The following is a 22,012-nucleotide window of genomic DNA, read 5'->3' as shown; positions in this document are numbered from 1 at the left end:
GCCTTATATTTTTACATCGTACGAACCTCTTATTCAGCACGCTGTGGTTCATCGCCTTCTGGCTTCATGATGGTAACTGTCAGGTCACCGCCAGATTCATCTACTTGAATCACTGAACCTTCTGCGGCTTCGCCAGCAATGATCGCACGGGCCACACGGGTCTCCAAACTACGCTGGATAAAGCGTTTCAGCGGTCTAGCACCATACACTGGATCAAAACCTTCCTTAGCGATAAAACGTACCGCCGGTTCAGTTAATTGAAGACCAATCTCCCGTTCAGCAAGGCGTAAACGCAATCCGTCTACCAGTTTGTCCACGATCTTCTCGATCTCGCCCAGGGTCAAAGGCTTGAACATCACAATATCATCAACCCGGTTCAGAAACTCCGGACGGAAATGTCCACTTAGTTCCTTCATTACTCTGTCCTTAGCCGCCTCCGTAAGCTGACCCTTCTCATCGGTGCCTTGAATCAGATGTGGTGAGCCGATATTTGAGGTCATGATAATGATCGTGTTCTTGAAGTCGACCATCCGGCCCTGCGAATCGGTCAGCCGCCCATCATCAAGCAGCTGCAGTAGAATATTAAATACATCAGGATGCGCCTTCTCCACTTCATCGAGCAGCACTACTGTATATGGCTGTCGCCGTACCGCTTCTGTTAGTTGGCCTCCCTCCTCATATCCAACATATCCCGGAGGTGCTCCGACCAGGCGAGAAACACTGTGCTTCTCCATATACTCCGACATATCAATACGGATCATGCCATCTTCGCGATCAAAGAGAGAGACCGCGAGTGATTTAGCCAACTCCGTCTTCCCTACGCCAGTCGGACCGAGGAACAGAAAGGAACCGATCGGCCGATTTGGATCTTTGATCCCAGCTCTTGCCCGAAGTACGGCGTCAGCCACCAAGCTGACAGCTTCATCTTGGCCCACAACACGTTCATGCAGCGTTTCTTCCAGACGCAGCAGCTTATCCCGTTCGCCTTCAACCAGTCGGCTAACTGGAACGCCCGTCCAGCGCGATACAATATCTGCGATTTCCTCCTCGGTTACAGCTTCACGCAATAATCTAGTATCCTGATCCTGCTGAGCCGCTTCTTCAGCCGCTTTCAATTGCCGCTCCAGATCAGGAATAATTCCATAGCTCAGTTCGGCAGATTTATTAAGATCATATTCCTCCTGCGCATCGACCAAATCCTTCCGGGCTTGCTCCAGCCGTTTTTTGAGGTCGCGGATGCCTTGAATCGCTGACTTCTCCTTCTCCCAACGCGCCGTCATCCCAAGCTGCTTCTCCTTAAGATCGGCGAGTTCACGTTGTAAGATTTCCAGACGGCGTTTGCTGGCGTCATCGGTTTCCTTTTTAAGTGCTGCTTCTTCAATCTCCATCTGCATCAGACGACGGGTTACTTCATCCATCTCACCCGGCATAGAGTCAATCTCTGTACGGATCATGGCGCAAGCTTCGTCCACTAAGTCGATCGCTTTATCCGGCAAAAAACGATCCGTAATGTAGCGGTTAGACAGAACTCCTGCAGCGACGAGGGCGCTGTCATGGATTTTGACTCCATGATGGACTTCGAACCGTTCCTTCAGACCGCGTAGAATGGAGATCGTATCTTCTACATCCGGTTCGCTGACCAGCACCTGTTGGAAACGGCGCTCCAGCGCAGGGTCCTTCTCAATATACTTGCGGTATTCATCGAGCGTTGTGGCACCGATACAGTGCAGCTCACCCCGAGCCAGCATCGGCTTCAGCATATTGCCAGCATCCATCGAGCCTTCAGTTTTACCTGCGCCTACAATCGTGTGCAGCTCATCAATAAAAAGAATAATTCGGCCGTTACTTTCACGAACTTCCCTAAGCACCGCCTGCAAGCGTTCCTCGAATTCACCACGGAACTTCGCGCCTGCTACGAGGGAACTCATATCCAGCGAGAAAATCGTCTTATCCTTCAGACCCTCCGGTACGTCTTTGCGTACAATCCGGTGAGCCAAGCCTTCTACAATTGCCGTTTTCCCTACACCTGGCTCACCGATGAGAACAGGGTTATTCTTCGTTTTACGGGACAGAATTCGGATCACGCGGCGTATTTCTGCGTCACGCCCGATGACTGGATCGATCTTGCCTGCACGAACCTCTGCTACCAGATCACGTCCGTATTTCTCCAGCACCTCATAAGTAGCCTCTGGCTCCCGACTCGTTACACGCTGATGCCCGCGAATCTCCGCAAGTATAGACATCAGCTTCTCGCGTGTTAGGCCACGACTGACAAAAAGATCACGCAGCTCACGATTGTCCCTGCTCGAATCCGACACCATGGCCAGCACAGCATGCTCCACAGAGACAAACTCATCCTGCATCTTCGCCGCTTCCTTCTCCGCCTGCTCCAGCAGATGGATCAGCGATTGCGAGGCATAACGCCGCACCGTGCTTGCTCCTGACCCGCTGATGCTCGGCTTACGCCCAAGCAGTTCATCCGTGCTGCGCAGCATCTCAGCTACGGGGACATTCATCTTTTGCAGCAGTCTTGGCAGCAAGCCTTCTTGCTGCTGGAGTAATGCTTTTAGCAGATGGAGATTATCGATCTCCTGATGTCCGCTGTCTGAAGCAAGCGACTGCGCCGCAGCCACTGCTTCCTGCAGCTTTTGAGTAAGTTTATTGAAATCCATAGCTCTCTCACCTTTCTATTTAAGAATGATATATAGGATCGGCCGTTTTAGCCGGTATAAGTTAATTTGGTGCGCCGCATTCAGCGCATTTTGGGGTATTTTTGTACCTCTTTTCACTCATTAAGCCGCATTTAGCACACTTCACCACACTTTAGCCTTCCTTTTTCCCGACACTCCTCACAGGTCTCTTCTATAGTTAGTTTCTAAATCAAGTTACTATCCTACAGCTAGCATTCCATTCACCATATTCACCAATTCTACCTCTACCTATCTATTAATTACCCACTTTAGACTTTTGGCGCTGCGCACCGGTGCTTTGGCGTTTAGCTCTGGCCTCGAATCGGCTGGATTCAGCCAGTTTACGGTACAAGTTCTTTTCCGCTTCGCTGGTTGTCTCAGGAATAATAATCTCAATACCAAATAAAATATCACCATTCGTACCATTTTCACGCTTCAAACCTTTGCCTGGGATGCGCAGCGTTTTGCCGCTCTGAATTCCTGCAGGAATCTTCAACTTCACAGCACCGCCGCCAGGTAGTGGAACCTTCACCTCTCCGCCCAATACCGCTTGCCATGGAGCAACTTCAACTACGCCGCATAAGTCGCCATTTCGAACCTCGTAAATATCATGAGGAAGAATATGAAGTGCCAGCAGTATATCGCCGCCTGGAGCTATGCCACTTTGAGCGTTCCCTGCGATTTTTAAAATCGTACCTTCACTAGATCTCGGCGGAACATGAACATCCACAGTTTTATCACCAATCTGTACTCGTACAGTTGCTCCTTTATAAGCCTGCTCCAACGTAATATCCAGCTGCGCCTGCGTCGTACTGTGCGCCTCACCCCATGGATTGCTGCTCGAACGGCCACTACCACTACTAGAAAAGAAATCAAAGCCAGCTCGATCCGCCGAGCCCCGATTCCCAAAAAACATTCCAAACAAATCTTCCTCCGAAATGCCAGAGCCCCCTGTAGAATAAGTTCCGCCGCTCCAGCTTCCACCAAAGTTCGAATCCCACGAAGAGGCCCCGCTCGAAGCACCTCCACCCGCTCTACCACGCTGAGCCCCATAAAGCAGCTCCTCATCATAAAGCTTTCGTCTCTCCTCATTACCAAGCACTTCATAGGCTTCAGCCGCTTCTTTGAATTTGGCCTCTGCCTCAGGAGCTTTGTTCACATCGGGATGCCACTTCTTGGCGAGCTTTTGATAAGCCTTTTTAATTTCCTGTTTGGTTGCTGTTTTGCTCACACCCAAAGCATCATAATAGTTGTTGTTAGCCACTCGGATTCCTCCTTTCATTGCTTTATTACCTGTAACTTAACTTATCATTCCATTCCGAGAAAAGACGCACCATAGCCGGAATCCTCCACTACAATGCGCCTTTTATTCATAACACTATATCAAAAGCCCGCTGCCAATCTCTAAGATGTTAAGCGGAAACTAATTCCGCCTAAATTATGCTTATTCAGACTGCGAACCGCTAGAATCTCCGTCTTGAATTTCAATGCGTTTTCCTTGCGGCTTTTGCCGTTTTGGAACTTCCAGCTTCAGTAATCCGTCTTTCAAAGACGCGCGGATCTCTTCTTCTGCAATGTCCTGAACATAGAATCTGCGAACATATTCACCATATCGACGTTCTCTGCGTACAATTTGATGATCCTTGTTCTCCTCGGCATTCTCTTCCTTCCGCACCGCTTTAATCGTCAAGTAGGGGCTGGCATAATCAATATCGATTTCTTCTTTTTTAAAGCCAGGAAGTTCAGCTTCAATCAGGTAAGCCTGGTCACTCTCGCGAATATCCGTTCTAAAGGACATCGTTGAGCTCTTGATCGGAGCAAAAAAATCATCGTTAAAAACATCATTCAAAGACTTAGCCAGCATACCAAAAGCATCATCTCTACGTTTACCAAAAGGAACCAAATCAAACATTATCCATTCTCCTCTCATTGACTTTGACTTTATTTGACCTATGACCTTATTATAGTCCCCTGCCAGAGGAATAACAAAATCGATTTAAGCCAATTTTCGGTCAAATTCAGGCAAATCAGCTGATTTAATGCTACAAATTTAAACATATTTAATGATTTGACCTTTTTTGACCTTTGTTTGATTTACATAAAATCAACCATTACCCCCTATCTAAAAAGAACCGCCTTCGGCGTCCTCTCAGAGATGATAATCGTTTCTGCCAAAATATAAGAATCATTGAAACTCTTACGTTCTTATATTTCAAAATGCAGTACGATTAGTATATGTTTAGAGCTTAGGTTCCATACAAGCCAGCAACTTCGCATTCATTACAACCCCAAAACATCCTACTCAAAAAGAAATGATATAATGAAATTCAAATAACGAACATTTTTATTACGGGAGACCAATTGTATGCAACCAACCTATACTATGGATGATACGCAGTGGAGTAAGCTCATCCAGAATGTCGCCTATTATTTCGATGACCTTACCCTCAAACGGGGGTTCCAATATTATAAGCAAAGCCGGATTCGTTCGTTCACTATGACGGAGCCATCTAAGATCAATGCACTTGTTGAAGGTAGAGAGGATTACCGCGTTACGATTGATCTGGACAGCTTCACTCGGTGTCATTGCAACTGCCCTGTTTCAGGTCATTGTAAGCATATGGCTGCCGTACTGCTTAGTTTTGCCGAACAACAGAATAGATCTGTACAAGTTCTAGCTAACGCCAAGGCTGCGTCCTTTCTCCCAAAAACATCGAGTAGCTCCCCTATCGGAGCAGATGGAAAGCACCAGCAACAGCTAAAAGAGCATGCCAGCCGGATCGCTGAGGGAGGCCTCACGGAGTGGCGAGAGTATTTTGCAATCTGCATTACCCCTCTGGCACATACCACTCGGAATCCTGAATATGTGGATCGTGCGTTATCTTCCATTACTAAATCCAAGCCGAAGTTATCTCCGGAATTGGACAAGCTATTCGCTCTGCATGCCCATCTTTTTCTTTTAGAAAAGCTAGCTAAGCCTTCCGCCAATCTACCGGGTCAGGTCGCCTTCACTGCATCACTCGGATATTACACGCAAGTAGCGGTCTCAGAACTACAGGAAGCCATCACCCGTTTGTTAAAAAGCACACTCCCGCTGTCTCCCGAGCAAGAGCAAGAATACGACCTATGGCCGCATATCATCAATACGCTCGCCTACTTACGGCGTGAGATGTTGACGGAGTCGCGTGATCGCTTACGGGATCAGCCCTCTTTTTCACTTTGCTATGACTTGCTGTGGAGAAACTGGATCTACCCGAATACGGGTGGAACTAAGCTTTATCTAGATGAAATCAAACAGCTTCAGCAAGCAGAAGGTGAATTAGGCGCTTCCCTGTCACGGCATGCCTGGCTGTTGGCCCAAAGCCGCATGTATTTTTATCTGAAGAAGGACCCACAAGCTTGGGAATTGCTGAATAAGGCTGCCGAGCGCCCGGGTCTCCATCCCGATGAGCTTATGAGCTTCACCTCCCCGCTTCTGGATGCAGGTGAGTGGTCACGCTTGGTGAGTTGGCTTGTTCAGATCGGTCCACTGCTAAGCAGCAGACTCTATAATTTGAATAACTATTCGAATAGCTGGGAAGAGGCTGTTCGCCACCTTCCTGAAGCTGAACCGAAGATGTGGAATACATTAGCCACTATGCTACCTATCTCTGGCGAAGTATACGAAGAGAAGCTAATTACCTATGAAAAATGGCATATATGGATGGATTATCAACTGTCCATCGGTAAACAGCCTTCTGAATTTCGTGTTACAGACCTCCAGCCTATGGAGAAAAATGCACCCGAGGTTCTACTCCCCTTCTATCATCAGGCCGCTGAAAGATTTGTGCTGGATAAAAATAGACATAGCTACAAAGCAGCTGTAAAACTTTTGAAGCGATTATCCAAGCTGTATAAAAAAATGAAACAAGAAGAACGGTGGGAAGAGTTCCTTATTGCCTTCACCACTAGGCACAGCAGACTTCGTGCGCTGCAAGAGGAGCTTCGGAAAGGAAAGCTAATACCATGAACATGCATTTGCGCACGCTGACCATCCAGCTTGCATTAAGCCAGTATGGCGACGCTTTACTATATGGAATGAATGAAAGAGAAGATCTGGTGCCCGGTTTGCAGCTTAAGCAGCGGCTATTCGCCTGGCATGAGGCGTCTTTTTATGGTACGGAGTTAACGGTTCAACCGGCCGGTGAAGGTGTAGAGCTAGTAATTCTTCCTGCGGAGCAGGTCATCCCCTTCTTTGCAGAGCAGAAGCTGCTGTCGCATATCGAATGGAACTGGGAGGGCGAGGCGGCTCATCTGACTGAACTTGCACCACTTTTGGCTATATGTTTGGAGAACAAACAGTATATTCCCGATATCTCCGCTTACCGCACCGGGAGGTTGCAATGGACTTGGGATGAGGGAGCTCTTGCGCAGGTGGCAGTGGAGAATGACACTGCCAAGGGTGCCCTTGAGGCGCTAAATGGCGGCAGCGAATTTAGCCGCGGGCTACGCGCGGCGTTCTCCGCCGCCGTATCGCAGAGGTACTACAGCACGGAGGCCGCAGCAGGCGACCTCCGGAGCGAGTTCCCGCTTCTATTCGATAGAAGCGGGGCCCTTGCAGCGGGCATGGATACCGCTGCATGGCTTATCGCCATTGGCTGGAAGGCGGATACCGCGCCTTTCCGGCCCGCACTTCAGCTGCTGGAGCCGGAGGGGGATGAATCCCCTTGGCGGCTACAGCTGATCCTCCAGGACAAGCGCGATGAATCCGCGCTTGTTCCCATCAGGCTCGCCGATGACGGCGAGCCGCACGGCTTGTGGCCGACAGCATGGTCGGCCCACGTGCACGAACGCGCCGCGGGATGGCTGGAGCGCCTCCGCGGCAGTCTGCCGCCCGAGCGCTTCGCGGCGGGCGGCGACGTACTGGCCGAACCGCTCAGCGATGCCATCGCTTGGCGGTTCTTGACGGTCGAGAGCCAGCGGCTGCTGGAAGCAGGCTGGCAGGTGCTGCTGCCGGCGTGGTGGGAAGCCGCCAGCCGGAAAAAACCACGCCTCCGCGCCAAGATCAGCTCCGGCGAGGACAAACGCAGCGGCGGCGAGTCGCTGTTCGGCCTCGATTCGATCATCGATTTCGATTGGCGAATCTCCATCGGCGACGTCGACCTCACCGAAGCTGAATTTGCCGAGCTAGTCGCAAGAGGTGAACGACTCGTGCGCTTCAAAGGCAAATGGGTCTCGCTCGATCCCGCGCTGCTGGCACAAATCCAAAGAGCCATGGCTGGAATGGATAAGTCACAAGGCTTGTCTTTCCAAGATGTGCTTCAGCTTCATTTGCTGCAAGCGAGTGAGGAAGCTGAGGCTGAGGCTACAGAAGAGCAGCTTCAAGAGGATGCGGCGCGCCTGCGGCTCGAGGTAGAGCTAAACGAGCATTTGATCAGCCTCATTGGTCAGCTGGGCCAACGCTCACAGTGGCCGAAGCCTCCAGTGCCCGCAGGACTCCAGGCAGAGCTACGCACCTATCAACACGAAGGATATGCTTGGCTGACTTTCCTGCGTCAATTCGGTTTGGGGGCTTGTCTAGCCGATGATATGGGGCTTGGCAAGACCGTCCAACTCATCGCATATTTACTTCATATCAAAGAAAATACCGATCCTAGCTCATCTCGTCGCCAGACCGACCCGCCTGGCTGGCCTGCTCTAATCATCTGCCCTACCTCTGTACTTGGTAACTGGCAGAAGGAATTGCAGCGCTTCGCGCCTTCTCTGAATGTGATGCTTCACTACGGAAGTCGCCGTCTGGATGCAGGATTCTTCTATGGCGCTGCTTCGCAAGCGGACGTGGTACTTACCTCTTATGCGACTGCGGCCCTTGATCAGGAATTGCTAAAGGAATTCACTTGGGCGGCGATTTGCCTCGATGAAGCACAGAACATCAAGAATGCTCAAACGAAGCAGTCGGTAGCTGTGCGCAGCTTCCCGGCTTTACACCGGATTGCGCTAACAGGAACACCTATAGAGAACAGATTATCGGAGCTCTGGTCCATTTATGATTTTATAACCCCAGGTTATCTGGGCACCGCCAAAGCCTTTAACGACCGGTTCAGTAATGCCATTGAGAAGGAACGTGACGAGAAGCGTACGGCGGACCTACAGAATCTCGTGAAGCCGTTCATGCTTCGCCGCAAGAAAAAGGATCCTAATATCCAGCTCGATCTACCCGATAAAAATGAGATGAAGACTTATGTTCATCTGACAGCTGAACAAGCTGCGCTCTATGATCAGACCGTAAACGGACTGCTCGACCGTATGCAGAAGCTGGAAGGTATCGAGCGCAAAGGTGCCATCCTTGGAGCTTTAACCGGACTTAAACAGCTGTGTGATCACCCGATGCTCGTGACCAAGGAAGCCCTCCCTGAAACTGATTCAGACAACAAGCTGGACACTAGTCAACTCATTAACCGTTCCTCTAAACTCGAAAGACTGCTGGATATGGTGAAGGAGCTACGTGAAGAGGATGAGCGCTGTCTCATCTTTACGCAATATGTAGGGATGGGGAAAATGCTTCAAGCTGTTCTACAGCAGGAGCTGGGAGAGCCTGTCCTTTATTTGAACGGAAGCACCTCCAAACAGGCGCGTGACCGAATGATTGAGCAATTTCAGACGCCCGCCCCTTCTGCGGACGAAAGGGCCAGACGTCCAGAGGTGTCACCGTCTGATCAGCCGAATGTGTTCATCCTTTCACTCAAAGCTGGAGGTGTCGGTCTGAACTTAACTGCAGCCAACCACGTATTCCATTTCGATCGCTGGTGGAATCCAGCCGTTGAGAATCAGGCGACAGACCGTGCTTATCGGATGGGCCAGACACGTGATGTGCAGGTGCATAAATTCATCGCCCTCGGGACGCTCGAAGAAAAGATTGATGAGATGCTGGAGAGTAAGCAGCAGCTAAGTGATAATGTCATCTCCAGCTCCGAAGGCTGGATTACCGAGCTGTCTACTGAAGCTTTGAAAGACCTATTTACATTGCGGCGAGGCTTAACAGATTAAACCTACCGCTTGCAACGCTATCAAAAGGAACATTCGCATCTACGCGGATGTTCCTTTTTTCAATCACCCGAATTTATCTTCAGCACTAGATTATTGAGCGCTCACCATTGCTCAGACATTTTAAAGGTGACTGCAAGATCATCATCACCTGAGAGTGAGTTAACTACCAAAGTCACTGGCTCATGTTGAAGCTCGTAAGAGAGTCGCTCATTAAGCAAATTAACGGCCAAATTCGCATACGCACCAGAGATCCCTGATCCTGTACCTTGCATAATAACCTTTCCACCAGTGACTGAAGTGCAGGTGTAATTCACTAGCAGTGCCGTATCCGTAACAGGAATATTCGTAGTTGGTGTAGGAAAATTCTCGAATGTCCCATCCAGTGTCCCGCCTGCAACGACTATATAACGCACAGGTCTTTTGGACAGAACATCTAAAGCTGCCGGTCTGATTTCAGCCGCAAGACCTTGTGGAAGAGTAAAGGCAGGGCTCCTCATAAAGCTGATCGCTGCAAAGTCAGTCGATGTAACGGATACGTTATCACGTATTTCCGAGGTTATACGGCTTACTTGAAACACTTCCAGATTAACATCCGTCCAGACACCGTTAACATCCACAAGAAAAATCTGAATCTTCATTTGTTCCTGTGAATATACAAAATTAAATTGAAATAATTCCTCTACAATAGCGTAGGTCCTGCTTAACGTTTCCCGATATTGCAGCTCAAATAATTCTTCAATAAAGACTGTCTGAGGACTTGCACTATTGGATAAACCCGTTAAATAACAAGCCGCGCCAGCTAATCCATTGTTAACTACTTTAATCACAACATGATCTATTGGACGAGTACCGTCGACAGGTAAATTAATGATGGTGTTTGTAGAGAGGACAGGCAATGTCTTCACACCTCCTATTCATATCAAATTATATATATATGGTATGCAATCTTTTTTTAGAATTCTTGGATGATATTAAAATAGAGAAGTGCTTCACCGAGCATAAAATACAGATTTGCCACCAAATAAAGGATATGGTAAACTCGACTTAACTTTTTATGAACGGAGGGTTACGTGTGATAGACTTTATCCGAGTTAGAACTTTGCGCGGCTAATTGAATAGCGCTAAAGCTCTGCCCATGTGCAGAGGACTCAGGATAGGTCTACCCATTTAACTCCATAGAAGCCAATAAACCAACTGCTGCTCGTAAGGGATTAAGTTATCATTTCCCTACGCCCCAGCCGTTGTTTAATTCGATATATCTATGGATGACCCGAATGTGGTAATGGAGATTTCTCCTTACACATTTGTTCTGACGTCCTCTAACGAACCGTAAGCACAGGCAGATGGCCTGTGTTTTTTTGCGTTTACTTTTTACTACTGGAGGATGATTAATATATGGAACAACTACGAGAAAAAGCTATTATAGTCGGTGTCCAGCTTCAAAACGAAACAAACTTTGCCTATTCCATGGAGGAGCTGCGCAATTTGGCTGCCGCCTGTGACCTGGAGGTTGTCGGAGAACTTAGTCAAAAGGCAAGCCGGATCAACCCTTCCCACTATATCGGCACAGGCAAAATCCAGGAATTATCAGCGCTTCTGGAAGCGCATGATGCTCCTATTGTTATTTTTAACGATGAGCTATCCCCATCACAGATTCGCAATTTAGAGTCTTCTTTGGATCGTCAGGTCATTGATCGGACGATTCTAATTCTGAATATTTTCGCAGAAAGAGCGAAGACCAAAGAAGCACAGCTGCAAGTAGAAGTAGCCAAGCTACAATATATGTTGCCTCGATTAACAGGACTCCGGGAGTCCCTTGGCAGACAAGGCGGTGGTGCTGGGCTGAAGAACAGAGGCGCTGGTGAAACGAAGCTGGAGCTGGATCGCAGAAGAATTGAAGAACGGATTACAGCGTTACAAGTTGAGCTTCAACAGCAAGTGGCAAGACGCCAAATTCAGCGGAAGCAGCGGCATAAGAATGAAGTTCCGGTTGTCTGTCTCGTTGGCTACACAAATACCGGCAAGTCCAGCTTAATGAATGTGATGGTGGAGACGTTTCATCCAGGCTCTAATAAGCAAGTGTTCGCCAAAGATATGTTATTTGCTACGCTGGAGACATCCGTTCGGAGCATTGAGCTACCGGATCACAAAACCTTTTTATTAACGGATACCGTTGGATTCGTCAGCCAGCTTCCCCATCATCTAGTCAAAGCCTTCCGCTCCACGCTCGAAGAGGTGACCGAAGCTGACTTATTGATTCACGTAGTCGATATTTCCGATCCACAGCATCAGCAGCATATGGCCGTCACGGATGAGACATTAAAAGCACTCGGCGCTGATCAGATTCCGACGATCTATGCCTATAATAAGGCTGACCTAACAGACTTGCCTTACCCGCATATTGAAGGGGACAACATCTATCTCTCCGCGAAACAAAATAGTGGAATGGCTGAGCTTACAGATCTGATTCGCAGCCATGTTTTTACGGATTATGTTCAGTGTGAAATTTTGATTCCGTTCGATCGCGGCAATGTGGTCTCTTATTTTAACGAGCATGCCCATGTTCAATCCACAAGCTATGAAGAAACAGGCACACGGCTTGCGCTGGAATGCAGAAAATCTGATTTTGAGAAATTCCGCAACGATTTTACAGAGCTTTAGGTTATCGAACACAGCAAATCCCGGACCTTATCGGAGGTCCGGGATTTTTTTGCAGGAAGATTGCTTTTCTTGGTGCTTTCTTAGATTCTAGATTTTATAAATGTAGCTTCGAACCCCTATTCTTGAAAAAACAGTGTATTGGGAGCCTCTGTTTTCCGCCATGGGTAAGACAGATTCTGTAGATAATCTCTGTAAATAATTAAAATCAGGATGTATCGATTCATTCGTAAGAAAAGCTGAAACATTACTTCCGGGCACTCTTTCCTCATTAAGAGAGTCTATGATAATTTCTGCAGTGGTTATCCCAATGCCGTGGCCATAAAACAGGTCTTCTTCAAGCTTAACAGCATTCTCACCCTGCCATTCCGGCTTGCTAGGGGCATGATCTGGATTCCTGAAATACACAACATCTCCCCGAAGCATCTGATCCTTATTATAATTCGTAACTAAGCGTAGATTCTCGTCGTAATTCCAATCCCATAAGAACAAATCCTTAAAATACCTATTAAAAGCTTCTTCACCTATAGCTTCAATTGTCGCCCTGTACATAACAATGACCATCGCTGTCGCGCATTCGAAGGCATATAAATGTCCGTTCCGAAAAATGTCTTTAACCCCAACCGTAGGTGCCACGCCAGCATTCAGCTGAAGTCCTCCGATATCTGTACGCGTCCAAAATTGCGGATTACCGCGTGACTCATCAAATGTTGCAAAATCCGCTCCACTATTATTTAAACCTTCGGCCGAATCCACGATGCTTTCTCTCATTTTCCGTTCAAAGTCAAGGGCATCGGGTGAACGAACTTCCTTCACCATGCTTAGTCCCTCCAATGTTATAGGTTCTAAATATAGGTTATTGTACGTGTTCACTGCCCAGTTGGTGCTTAATTCATTTTATTCCCGTGCCTCAATAAACCACTGATTGAGCTGCCTGGTCTCTTCCGTCAAAATATCCAAATAAATAGAAGTACGGTATCCAGTATCCTTCAAGCTTTTACCTGTAATCTCTGCTATGCGATTTAATCTATACAGCAATGTGTTGGTATGAATATGTAAAAAAGCAGCCGATTCCTTCAGGTTTCCATTCAGCGATAAATAAACGGCGATCGTTTTTAGAAAATCACTTTTATGCTCACGATCATGCTCTTTAAGTGGATAGAGCAGAGGACTTTTGCGGGTTCGACTGCGCTTTTGCTCCAGCATAGCCGGAATATACGCCCAAAATCCAATATCCTCATACAATAGTAACTCCCGGCCATGAAAAGGCAGCAGCTTCTTGATCTCCAGAATGGATCCCGCTTCCCAATACGCAATAGCCGCCGACATATATTCGGTGTAATCCAGACTACAGCCCGCAGCTAGCATACAGCTCTCACTTTTACGCATATCCTCGATAATTTTATGCATGAACGAAAACAGCCCACCCGTTCCTTCCATGCGAAAGCTGAATGAAAACAATATAATCAACCGATTGTGCTCCGCCGTCAGAAACAATAATTGCAGCCCCGGATAAGACGCCATAGTTTGCCGAAACCGAAGTATGAAATGATCATTGATAATTTTGTCACTCTCAAACACGCTAATATAATATTTTTCCGGCAAAAGAATCGACCAAACTTCTGCATCCTGCTTGATATTCGCTTCATTGTCATAGTGGGAGGTAAGCAGCTTCCAGAAAAAATCCTCCTGAGTCTTCTCCTGCTTCGTCTTCCAACCCCGTTGCTTCAATATATAACGACCAACGATGGCCGCCGCTTTCTCTACAATATTCTCCGCGTGCCCTTCAACTAGATTGCCTGCATCCACTACCCATATGTACCCGAGAATTTCCTTCTGATGTTTGATACAAATAGCGAGTCGGGGACCAAGTCCTACTTCCATGACCGCAGGAATCCGGATCGGACGTATAGCGTGCTCAAGCTGCTGCATAATCCCCTTCTTGCGCAAGCCAATAATGACAGCGTTAGGTACGCGCTTTCCGATAATAGTTGAAATTCTCGCAGAGTCACTCTCAAATTGATGGGAGCTGTATCCGATCACATGGTGATTGCTATCCTCAATCGTAACTTGAGATTGAAGAGATTCACTAATCGCATCCGCCAACGATTCCATACTATCGAAGAAACGATCAAACAATGGATCCTTATCCGTCACTAGCCCCACCCCTGCCTAAAAAAATAGCCGATCCTTGCATTCTAGAGTGATTTTATTATAGTATGCGTGCTCGTAGCTGACTATAAGATAATGGGATGGGGGCGAGATGGCAGGCCTTGAGATCGCCGGGTGGAGGAGTTACGAGGTTATAGATTTCCGTGAGAGCGGAGTTGCTGAGTTACGGATTACGTTGGTTACAGGGTTGCGGGTTTGCATGGTACGGAGTTGCCGGCTACGTTGATGCGGGTTACGGTGTGACGGAGTGGCGCGACAGCACATAAACCGCTACTTGAGAGAGCCCCTTTAGAGTTTTTAGGGAATTCCTCCCTAAAATTCTGTATTTTAGGCTTGGTTTACTACTAATCAGGGAAAAACTCCCTAATATTCAACCGATCAGGTTATTATTGGGCATATTCTTCGTATTTTTAGGGAGAAATTCCCTAATTATAGCGTTTTAAGCCATTTTCGCGTAATTTTTAGGGAGGATTTCCCTAAAAATCATCTTCAACAAATCTCTCACCGTAACAAAAAAACAAATACTAACTAATCAAGCTGTAACTTGCCAAATCAGGCTACGGCACAGCAGAAACTAGCTGTTTTGGATCGAATTCTAACCAACTTCTATGTAGTCTATCCACCTTTATCACCGCTTTAGCAACAACCACTGTACCTAGTCACAGACAATACAATCTAGTTACTTAACAGCTCACCAGCAAAAAACCACCCGGTCTAATCCACCTCTTTACGAGGTAAAACCAACTCCTAAATTGCATCAGCAAACTTCTACCAGATCTCCCCACTTCGAAACAGAAGCTAGCCAGGTGTATTCCCCCAGAACCGACAAACAGCAAACTCCCATAGCGGGAATTTGCTGTTTGTCGGTTTCCAAATATTATTACTCATTTGGAACGCATCTATTTAGCTCATCGTGAACGTCTGCTCCATCGCTTGTTCTACCGTAAAATTTTTCTCTCCAAGTGCTTCAGCTACGGCTTGGCAGGTAATTTTTCCATTAGCGATATTTACACCGCTTCTTAGGCCGGCATTTTCCTGAATCGCCTTGATCACGCCTTTATTGGCAATTTGCAGGGCGTATGGAACGGTAACATTGGTTAAAGCAATCGTCGAAGTTTTGGCAACAGCACCCGGCATATTAGCAACAGAATAATGCAGTACGCCGTGCTTGATAAATACAGGGTTATCATGTGTTGTCACTCTGTCAATCGTCTCTACGATACCACCTTGGTCAATGGCCACATCAACAATCACTGACCCCGGCTTCATAGTCTTGACCATTTCTTCTGTAACCAGCTTCGGTGCTTTTGCACCCGGAATCAACACCGCACCAACCAACAGATCTGCCTCAGCTACCACTTTGGCAATATTGTAAGGGTTCGAGATCAGTGTATTGATCTGTGCCCCAAAAATATCATCTAATTGACGTAATCTTTCTGCACTGAGGTCAACAATCGTAACATCAGCTCCCAATCCGATCGCCATTTTCGCAGCATTGGTACCTACTACGCCACCGCCGATAATGCTAACTTTCCCGCGACTAACCCCGGGAACACCGGAGAGAAGAATTCCTTGTCCGCCATAGTTTTTTTGCAAGAACTGAGCACCAAGTTGAACAGACATCCGGCCCGCTACTTCACTCATCGGTGTTAATAGCGGCAAGGTACGTTCATGAACAACCGTCTCATATCCGATAGCAAAGACACCATTGTCCTTAAGAGCAGCGGCCAGAGAAGGCTCAGGTGCAAGATGCAAATATGTGAACAAGATAAGGCCTGGACGGAAATAGGGGTACTCGCTTTCCAGCGGTTCTTTCACTTTCATCACCATTTCGGCAGAGTTCCAGACCGTAGCTGCATCCTGAACCAACCTTGCTCCGGCAGAAGCATACTCTTCATTCGGAAATCCGCTTCCCACACCAGCCCCGGCTTCCACTAACACTTGATGTCCTTCTTTAATAAGGCTAACTACACCCGCAGGCGTTATGGCTACACGATTCTCATTATTTTTAATTTCTTTAGGCACTCCGATAATCATCATTCATCTCTCCCGTCTAATGTAGATCCCTTATGTAAAGAATGATAACATACGTTTAGTATTCCCATTTTGGTAAAAAATTAAAATATTATCTATCATCATTGTGTTTTTACACAATGGATTCGTCTTAAACCGCCCATCAACTTCAGATTCATTTGGTACCCAACACAACCCTAATCATTATCTCATAAAAAAAGACACTGCTTAGAGTGTCTTTTTGACGATTTTGTATGAAATTAAAGCACTACTACCATAATGGAATGTTATGTTTAGTGACACATATTACTTTGACAGTAATAACAACACCGTTTCTAGGATTACATTTACCCCTTTTTCACAGTCTTCATAGGAGGTAAACTCCTCTTCACAATGACTTTTTCCCTTCACACTAGGTACAAACACCATCGCGGATGGCAGAAAGCTGGCTACGAACTGAGCATCATGCCCTGCGCCACTTGCGATCTTCCGATTAGAATAACCCAAGGCTTGTGTCGCTTGCTCCACTAAATCACATACCCCCCGGTCAAACCAGACGGTCTCTCTGCCCCAAAGCTTGGTCTTACTCACTTCGCAGTCCAGCAGCCTCTCCGGCAAACCATGGATAATCTCTTCCACCTCGCCAACAATCTCCATCTCTTTATGTCTAGCCTCAATGGTGAAGATCACTTTATTAGGAATAACGGTATGAATATTAGGTAGCACGTTCATTCTGCCCATGGTATACACCAACTCGGAGTCGAGCACACTCAGCTTGCTTCGCAGCGCCGTGATCAGATCCGTGGCAGCGAACAAGGCATCCTTGCGCATCGCCATAGGCGTTGTGCCCGCGTGGTCCGATTCACCCGTCACTTCAATCTCGTAACAAGCCATGCCAACTACACAGTCCACCAGACCAATCGACAGTTCTTCTTGTTCTAGCACGGGACCTTGCTCGATATGAAGCTCTAAATAAGCAGCAGCTTCGGTAATACGATTGCTCGTTTCTCCCTGATATCCGCTCTTCTCCAGTGCTTCGCCAAAGGTAATCCCCTTCGGATCTTTTTTATTCAACATTTCCACCTTATCGAACTTACCGGCCAGCACACCAGAGGCCATCATCGAAGGTTCAAAGCGAGCGCCTTCTTCATTTGTGAAATTCATAATGGTCACCGGTAGCTTCGGTTTTATCCCGTGATCTACGAGTGTGCGCACCACTTCTAATCCAGCGATCACGCCTAGTACGCCATCGAATCTGCCGCCTTTTTTCACCGTATCCATATGCGAACCTATCACAATAGGAGGACCAGACTCGACACCTGCAAGCGTCGCGTACATCGTGCCCATATCGTCCACCTTCACAGACATCCCCAATTCTTCACAACAGGATCGAAAATAATACCGAACCTTAAGATCCTCTTCAGTCAGCGATAACCGGGTCACGCCATTGTTATCTGTACGCCCATAATCCGCAAATGCTTCAATCGTATGCTTTAATCTCTCACCGTTTACGAATATTTTTTGCAGCTGCATTGTAGGTCCCTCCGCTTCGAGCGTTCATGATTTTATGGCTTTCTATATATGTTATACCAATCGATATGATTGTCATTTTACATACTGTAATAATTATTATTCACGTGATGTTACAACGAAATAGAGGTAGCAATAAGTAAACTAAAGTAGTATATACAATCTTTTGATACGAAGGGTAAGCTTAAGATAGCTATTTATCCAGTTCTACTAAGGAAAGGAGCCAGCACATGAATTTAAGCATTGTGGTCCCTGTATACAATATTGAGCATTATATAACCCCTATGTTTAATTCGCTCCTTACCCAAAGTGAACAACATTTCGAAGTCATTATCGTAGATGACGGATCAACGGATAACACCTACAACGTGATAGATAATATCCTCTCCCTTTACCCCGATTTTTCTTGCAAAGTCATTCGAACAGAAAATCAGGGGGTTAGCGCGGCTAGAAATAGAGGCTTAGCAGAAGCCACAGGGAAATATGTGTTGTTTCTGGATGGAGATGATTATATCTCTACTGACTTAGTCCGAACTATTCATACCCATACTCAAGTATCAGCCCCCGAGATTATTTGCTGGGGATATAGCCATGTTTCAGAGGATGGAGTCACTACTTTGAGTTACTCTTCCGATTATAGTGACATCACAGGCAGTGAAGGGCTGACTCATATTTTTGTGGACAAAAGCTTGCGGATATGGACAGGGAGCATTGCGTATAAACGGGATCTATTACTCCTTCATGGACTCAAATATACAGAACGCTGTGTAAATGGAGAAGATCAGGAATTTATCTACAAAGCCTTATCCAGAGCGGCTAGAGTCATTACGTTACCGGATATATTATCGTTTTATTTACAAAGAAACACTTCAATTTCCAATAGCTATAATGTGAAAAAATTTGATGTCGTCGGTGTATTCAAACGGGTCGATGCCTATTTCGAGGCCCATCCCTTTGAGAAGCTGGATATGATATCTCCTTATATAAGAAATCGCGAGTTGATCGAGAATTACTTTTTCAACCTCAAAACCTGTCTTAATGGGACAGAAGGCATAAGCATTCAGGAATTACTTCGCGACATTGATCATACCTATCCTGAACTAAATCAAGAGATGTATGAACTCATAAGACGTTATAGAGGTAATGATCGAAGATTAGCCCTTTATATCCGAGCATTCTTAATCTCCCCGCTTCTATATCACAGATTCATTTCTGTGGAGAGAAGCTTATCCAGGTTCAAGCGAAAGGAATCTAGAACATGAAAAAGATGCTGATCTATGCCTATACCGAATTTAATTTGGGCGATGATTTGTTCATTAAGGTGCTATGTGAGCGATATCCCGATACCCAATTCAGAATCTGTGCTCCAAGCTTATACAAGCAGTGTTTCAAAGAGATCAAGAATCTGAAAGTGTATCCTTCCGATTCCCTTTTCTTACGAGGCGTTGCCTTTATTTGCAGAAAGTTAAAGATACATAATCTGGCGCAAAAATATATGGCCGATCGCTCCGATGGCGTTGTTCATATCGGCGGCTCGATCTTTATGCAGGCAGAGCATTGGGAAGAGCATTTCAAGAACGCTGAAGCCATACGGAATAAGAATAAACCCTACTATTTATTAGGATCGAATTTCGGCCCTTATACAGATAAAGAATATTATGAGGAACACAGGCGGATTTTTAAGGACTATACCGATATCTGTTTTAGAGAAAAGTACTCTTATGATTTATTTGAGGATCTGGATCATGTCCGTTTAGCGCCAGATATTATTTTTCAGCTTAACCCGCCAGATCTTCAACCTGAACCCGAGGATTACATCGTCTTATCCGTTATTAAGCCTTCTTCTAAAGGTCTGAACGGTTTTGACAACCTCTATTATGAAAAAATGAAAGAACTCGCAATTTATTTCATTGAAAAAGGCTACGCTGTTCATTTTATGTCATTTTGCGAACATGAAGGCGATCAGCTAGCGATTGAGGAAATCCGGAATCTTATGGGCTCCTCCTATGAGGATGCCATCCAAGTGCATTTATATAAAACGAATATGGAAGAGATCTTGGCCGTTCTAGCCAACTCCAGCTTCATAGTAGCATCAAGATTCCATGCGATGATCCTGGGCTGGGTGTTGGGTAAACCAGTGTTTCCCGTGGCTTACAGCCAAAAAATGATCAATGTAATGGAAGATGCCCAGTACAAAGGGTTATATACCGATTTCACTACACTAGAGCAACTCCAGCCTGCACAGGTTTTTGATAGTATGACTACCCACTACATGGATGTTACGCCGCAAGCCAAACATGCCGAAAGGCATTTCGAACATCTGGATACGTATTTATCGCTTTACGAAAGGAGGATACGTTATGAGAGCCAAGCGGAGCATTCTTAACTTATCCTTTGGACTCGGAAGTCAGCTCATCACGATCATCCTTGGTTTTTTTATACCCAGACTGATTATGGTTAACTATGGCTCTGAAGCCAATGGTTTAATCGCTTCGATTGTACAGATCATTAGTTATTTGGCCCTGCTTGAAGCCGGTGTAGGCGCCGCTTCGATCCAAGCCCTATATAAGCCGGTAGCTTCGGATGATAAGACCCATATCAACTCTATTCTGGCCGCTACCTCCAGCTATTATAAAAAAACAGGGATTTATTATTTCTTCGCCGTCCTCCTAATCGCCGTTGTATATCCTTTAGTGATCACCTCTGACATCGATAAATTATCGATTATGCTCATTATTTTGCTCACAGGAATGGGCGGAGCGATTAATTATTATTTTCAAGGTAAATTCAAAGTTCTGCTCGCTGCAGAGGGAAAAAGCTATGTAGAAACTTCTATTGTCACTGTGGCTAATATTCTGAACAATGTGATTCGGATTCTGTTATTACTTCAAGGTGTTAACATCATCGCAGTGCAAGCATCCTATTTCATATTGACCATACTTCAAATCGTTGTCTTCTATATCTATATCAATAAGCATTACAAATGGATCGACCTAAATCTTAAACCAGACTATGCAGCCATTGGTCAAAAAAACTCCGTGTTAGTCCATGAGATCTCCTACTTGGTGTTTAGAAATACCGACGTGCTGATCCTGACTATATTTACGAACTTAAAAATCGTTAGCATCTATGTCATGTACAACATGATTTTTACGATTGTAGATAACATTGTTCAAACTATAAACGGAAGTGTAAAGGCAGCTCTTGGTCAGAGCTTTCATGAGAGTAAAGAAGCCTTTATTAAATTTTATGATGCTTACGAAGTCTACTTTATGGGGCTCATCTTCTCAATTCTGACTGTGGCTTACATTCTAATTCTTCCTTTTATGAAGTTGTATACCGCTGGAGTAAATGACGTGAATTACATCGATATGTGGCTACCGATCCTGTTCGTAGTCATCAAATTATTAACCAATGCCAGAGCTTCTTCCAATAATGTGATTACCATCGCCGGGCATTTCAAGAACACACAGAACCGTTCCATTCTGGAATCAGCTATAAATCTGGTAGCTTCCATTGTATTTGTAATCTTCATGGGAATTTACGGTGTACTGATGGGAACTATAGCCGCCCTCTTATACCGCTCCATAGATATCGTGATCTACGCTAGCAGACATCTGCTGAATCGGAGTCCTTGGGTCACCTTTAAAAGATGGCTAACGAATGCAGTGGTTTTTGTGGGCATTATTCTGATCTCTCGCGCTATCAATATCCCCATCCATTCCTATGCGGGACTTATGTTGTGGGGTGTACTGCTAGGACTTGTGATTTTGCCTGTATATTTCGTAATCGGCTCTTTAATGGAACGGGAAGTATTTCTCTATACATGGGAACATCTCAAAAAGTATCGATATAAACTCAAAAATAAAATTAATACTCAGCCTGAGGTAAGTGGTTTATCCAAATAACACAACAGGAGGACT

Annotated in this window: 15 protein-coding genes; 7 read left to right on the top strand and 8 right to left on the bottom strand. The window is 46.0% G+C overall.

What is annotated here, in order from left to right; all coding sequences use genetic code 11:
• Positions 1-29: 29 nt before the first annotated feature.
• The 3 genes from clpB to ACDZ28_RS09645 form a co-directional block, all read right to left on the bottom strand.
• On the bottom strand, positions 30-2,672 hold the full coding sequence (gene clpB, locus ACDZ28_RS09655) for an ATP-dependent chaperone ClpB (protein ID WP_375104531.1): 2,643 nt from the start codon (positions 2,670-2,672) through the stop codon (positions 30-32).
• 274 nt (positions 2,673-2,946) lie between these two features.
• Positions 2,947-3,954, bottom strand: a complete 1,008-nt coding sequence (locus ACDZ28_RS09650; RefSeq protein ID WP_375104530.1) for a DnaJ C-terminal domain-containing protein — start codon at positions 3,952-3,954, stop codon at positions 2,947-2,949.
• 180 nt (positions 3,955-4,134) lie between these two features.
• Positions 4,135-4,602, bottom strand: a complete 468-nt coding sequence (locus tag ACDZ28_RS09645; RefSeq protein WP_042123453.1) for an Hsp20/alpha crystallin family protein — start codon at positions 4,600-4,602, stop codon at positions 4,135-4,137.
• A 453-nt stretch (positions 4,603-5,055) separates the two neighbouring features.
• Between ACDZ28_RS09645 and ACDZ28_RS09640 the strand changes: the two genes are divergently transcribed.
• Together ACDZ28_RS09640 and ACDZ28_RS09635 are read left to right on the top strand one after the other, a co-directional pair.
• Positions 5,056-6,699 (top strand): SWIM zinc finger domain-containing protein, encoded by a 1,644-nt coding sequence (locus tag ACDZ28_RS09640; protein ID WP_375104529.1) that lies wholly within the window; start codon positions 5,056-5,058, stop codon positions 6,697-6,699.
• Entirely contained in the window at positions 6,696-9,716 is a 3,021-nt protein-coding gene (locus ACDZ28_RS09635) for a DEAD/DEAH box helicase (RefSeq protein WP_375104528.1), read from the top strand. Before ACDZ28_RS09640 ends, ACDZ28_RS09635 begins: the two co-directional genes overlap by 4 nt.
• A 101-nt stretch (positions 9,717-9,817) precedes the next feature.
• On the opposite strand, the gene ACDZ28_RS09630 is transcribed toward ACDZ28_RS09635, so the two are convergent.
• On the bottom strand, positions 9,818-10,621 hold the full coding sequence (locus ACDZ28_RS09630; RefSeq protein WP_375104527.1) for a hypothetical protein: 804 nt from the start codon (positions 10,619-10,621) through the stop codon (positions 9,818-9,820).
• Positions 10,622-11,111: 490 nt separating this feature from the next.
• Here ACDZ28_RS09630 and hflX point away from each other — a divergent pair, with 490 nt between their 5' ends.
• Entirely contained in the window at positions 11,112-12,377 is a 1,266-nt protein-coding gene (hflX, locus tag ACDZ28_RS09625; protein ID WP_076116436.1) for a GTPase HflX, read from the top strand.
• An 87-nt stretch (positions 12,378-12,464) separates the two neighbouring features.
• Here hflX and ACDZ28_RS09620 read toward each other — a convergent pair whose 3' ends face one another.
• Together ACDZ28_RS09620 and ACDZ28_RS09615 are read right to left on the bottom strand one after the other, a co-directional pair.
• Complete coding sequence (locus ACDZ28_RS09620; RefSeq protein ID WP_375104526.1) at positions 12,465-13,193, bottom strand: protein-glutamine gamma-glutamyltransferase; 729 nt, start codon at positions 13,191-13,193, stop codon at positions 12,465-12,467.
• 78 nt (positions 13,194-13,271) lie between these two features.
• Entirely contained in the window at positions 13,272-14,531 is a 1,260-nt protein-coding gene (locus tag ACDZ28_RS09615; RefSeq protein ID WP_375104525.1) for a PucR family transcriptional regulator, read from the bottom strand.
• A 158-nt stretch (positions 14,532-14,689) separates the two neighbouring features.
• Here ACDZ28_RS09615 and ACDZ28_RS09610 point away from each other — a divergent pair, with 158 nt between their 5' ends.
• Positions 14,690-14,812, top strand: coding sequence for a hypothetical protein (locus tag ACDZ28_RS09610; protein ID WP_375104524.1), 123 nt, complete (start codon positions 14,690-14,692; stop codon positions 14,810-14,812).
• A 637-nt stretch (positions 14,813-15,449) separates the two neighbouring features.
• On the opposite strand, the gene ald is transcribed toward ACDZ28_RS09610, so the two are convergent.
• Together ald and ACDZ28_RS09600 are read right to left on the bottom strand one after the other, a co-directional pair.
• Positions 15,450-16,583, bottom strand: coding sequence for an alanine dehydrogenase (gene ald / locus ACDZ28_RS09605; RefSeq protein ID WP_076116432.1), 1,134 nt, complete (start codon positions 16,581-16,583; stop codon positions 15,450-15,452).
• Positions 16,584-16,865: 282 nt separating this feature from the next.
• The gene (locus tag ACDZ28_RS09600) at positions 16,866-18,092 is read right to left on the bottom strand and encodes a Zn-dependent hydrolase (protein WP_375104523.1); all 1,227 of its coding nucleotides are present in this window, start codon (positions 18,090-18,092) and stop codon (positions 16,866-16,868) included.
• Positions 18,093-18,319: 227 nt separating this feature from the next.
• On the opposite strand from ACDZ28_RS09600, the gene ACDZ28_RS09595 reads away from it, so the two are divergent.
• The 3 genes from ACDZ28_RS09595 to ACDZ28_RS09585 are packed head-to-tail and all read left to right on the top strand — an operon-like array spanning position 18,320 to position 21,997.
• Positions 18,320-19,351 carry a glycosyltransferase family 2 protein gene (locus ACDZ28_RS09595; protein ID WP_375104522.1) on the top strand — a complete coding sequence of 344 codons (1,032 nt, stop codon included), beginning with the start codon at positions 18,320-18,322 and terminating at the stop codon, positions 19,349-19,351.
• On the top strand, positions 19,348-20,475 hold the full coding sequence (locus ACDZ28_RS09590; RefSeq protein ID WP_375104521.1) for a polysaccharide pyruvyl transferase family protein: 1,128 nt from the start codon (positions 19,348-19,350) through the stop codon (positions 20,473-20,475). Before ACDZ28_RS09595 ends, ACDZ28_RS09590 begins: the two co-directional genes overlap by 4 nt.
• Complete coding sequence (locus tag ACDZ28_RS09585; protein WP_375104520.1) at positions 20,450-21,997, top strand: lipopolysaccharide biosynthesis protein; 1,548 nt, start codon at positions 20,450-20,452, stop codon at positions 21,995-21,997. The genes ACDZ28_RS09590 and ACDZ28_RS09585 overlap by 26 nt, the downstream gene beginning before the upstream one ends.
• Positions 21,998-22,012: the final 15 nt, after the last annotated feature.

This window comes from Paenibacillus sp. RS8, from assembly GCF_041956825.1.
GTDB lineage: Bacteria > Bacillota > Bacilli > Paenibacillales > Paenibacillaceae > Paenibacillus_AQ.
The sequence above is the reverse complement of the archived record's forward strand: the minus strand, read 5'-3'. Positions and strand labels throughout refer to the sequence as shown.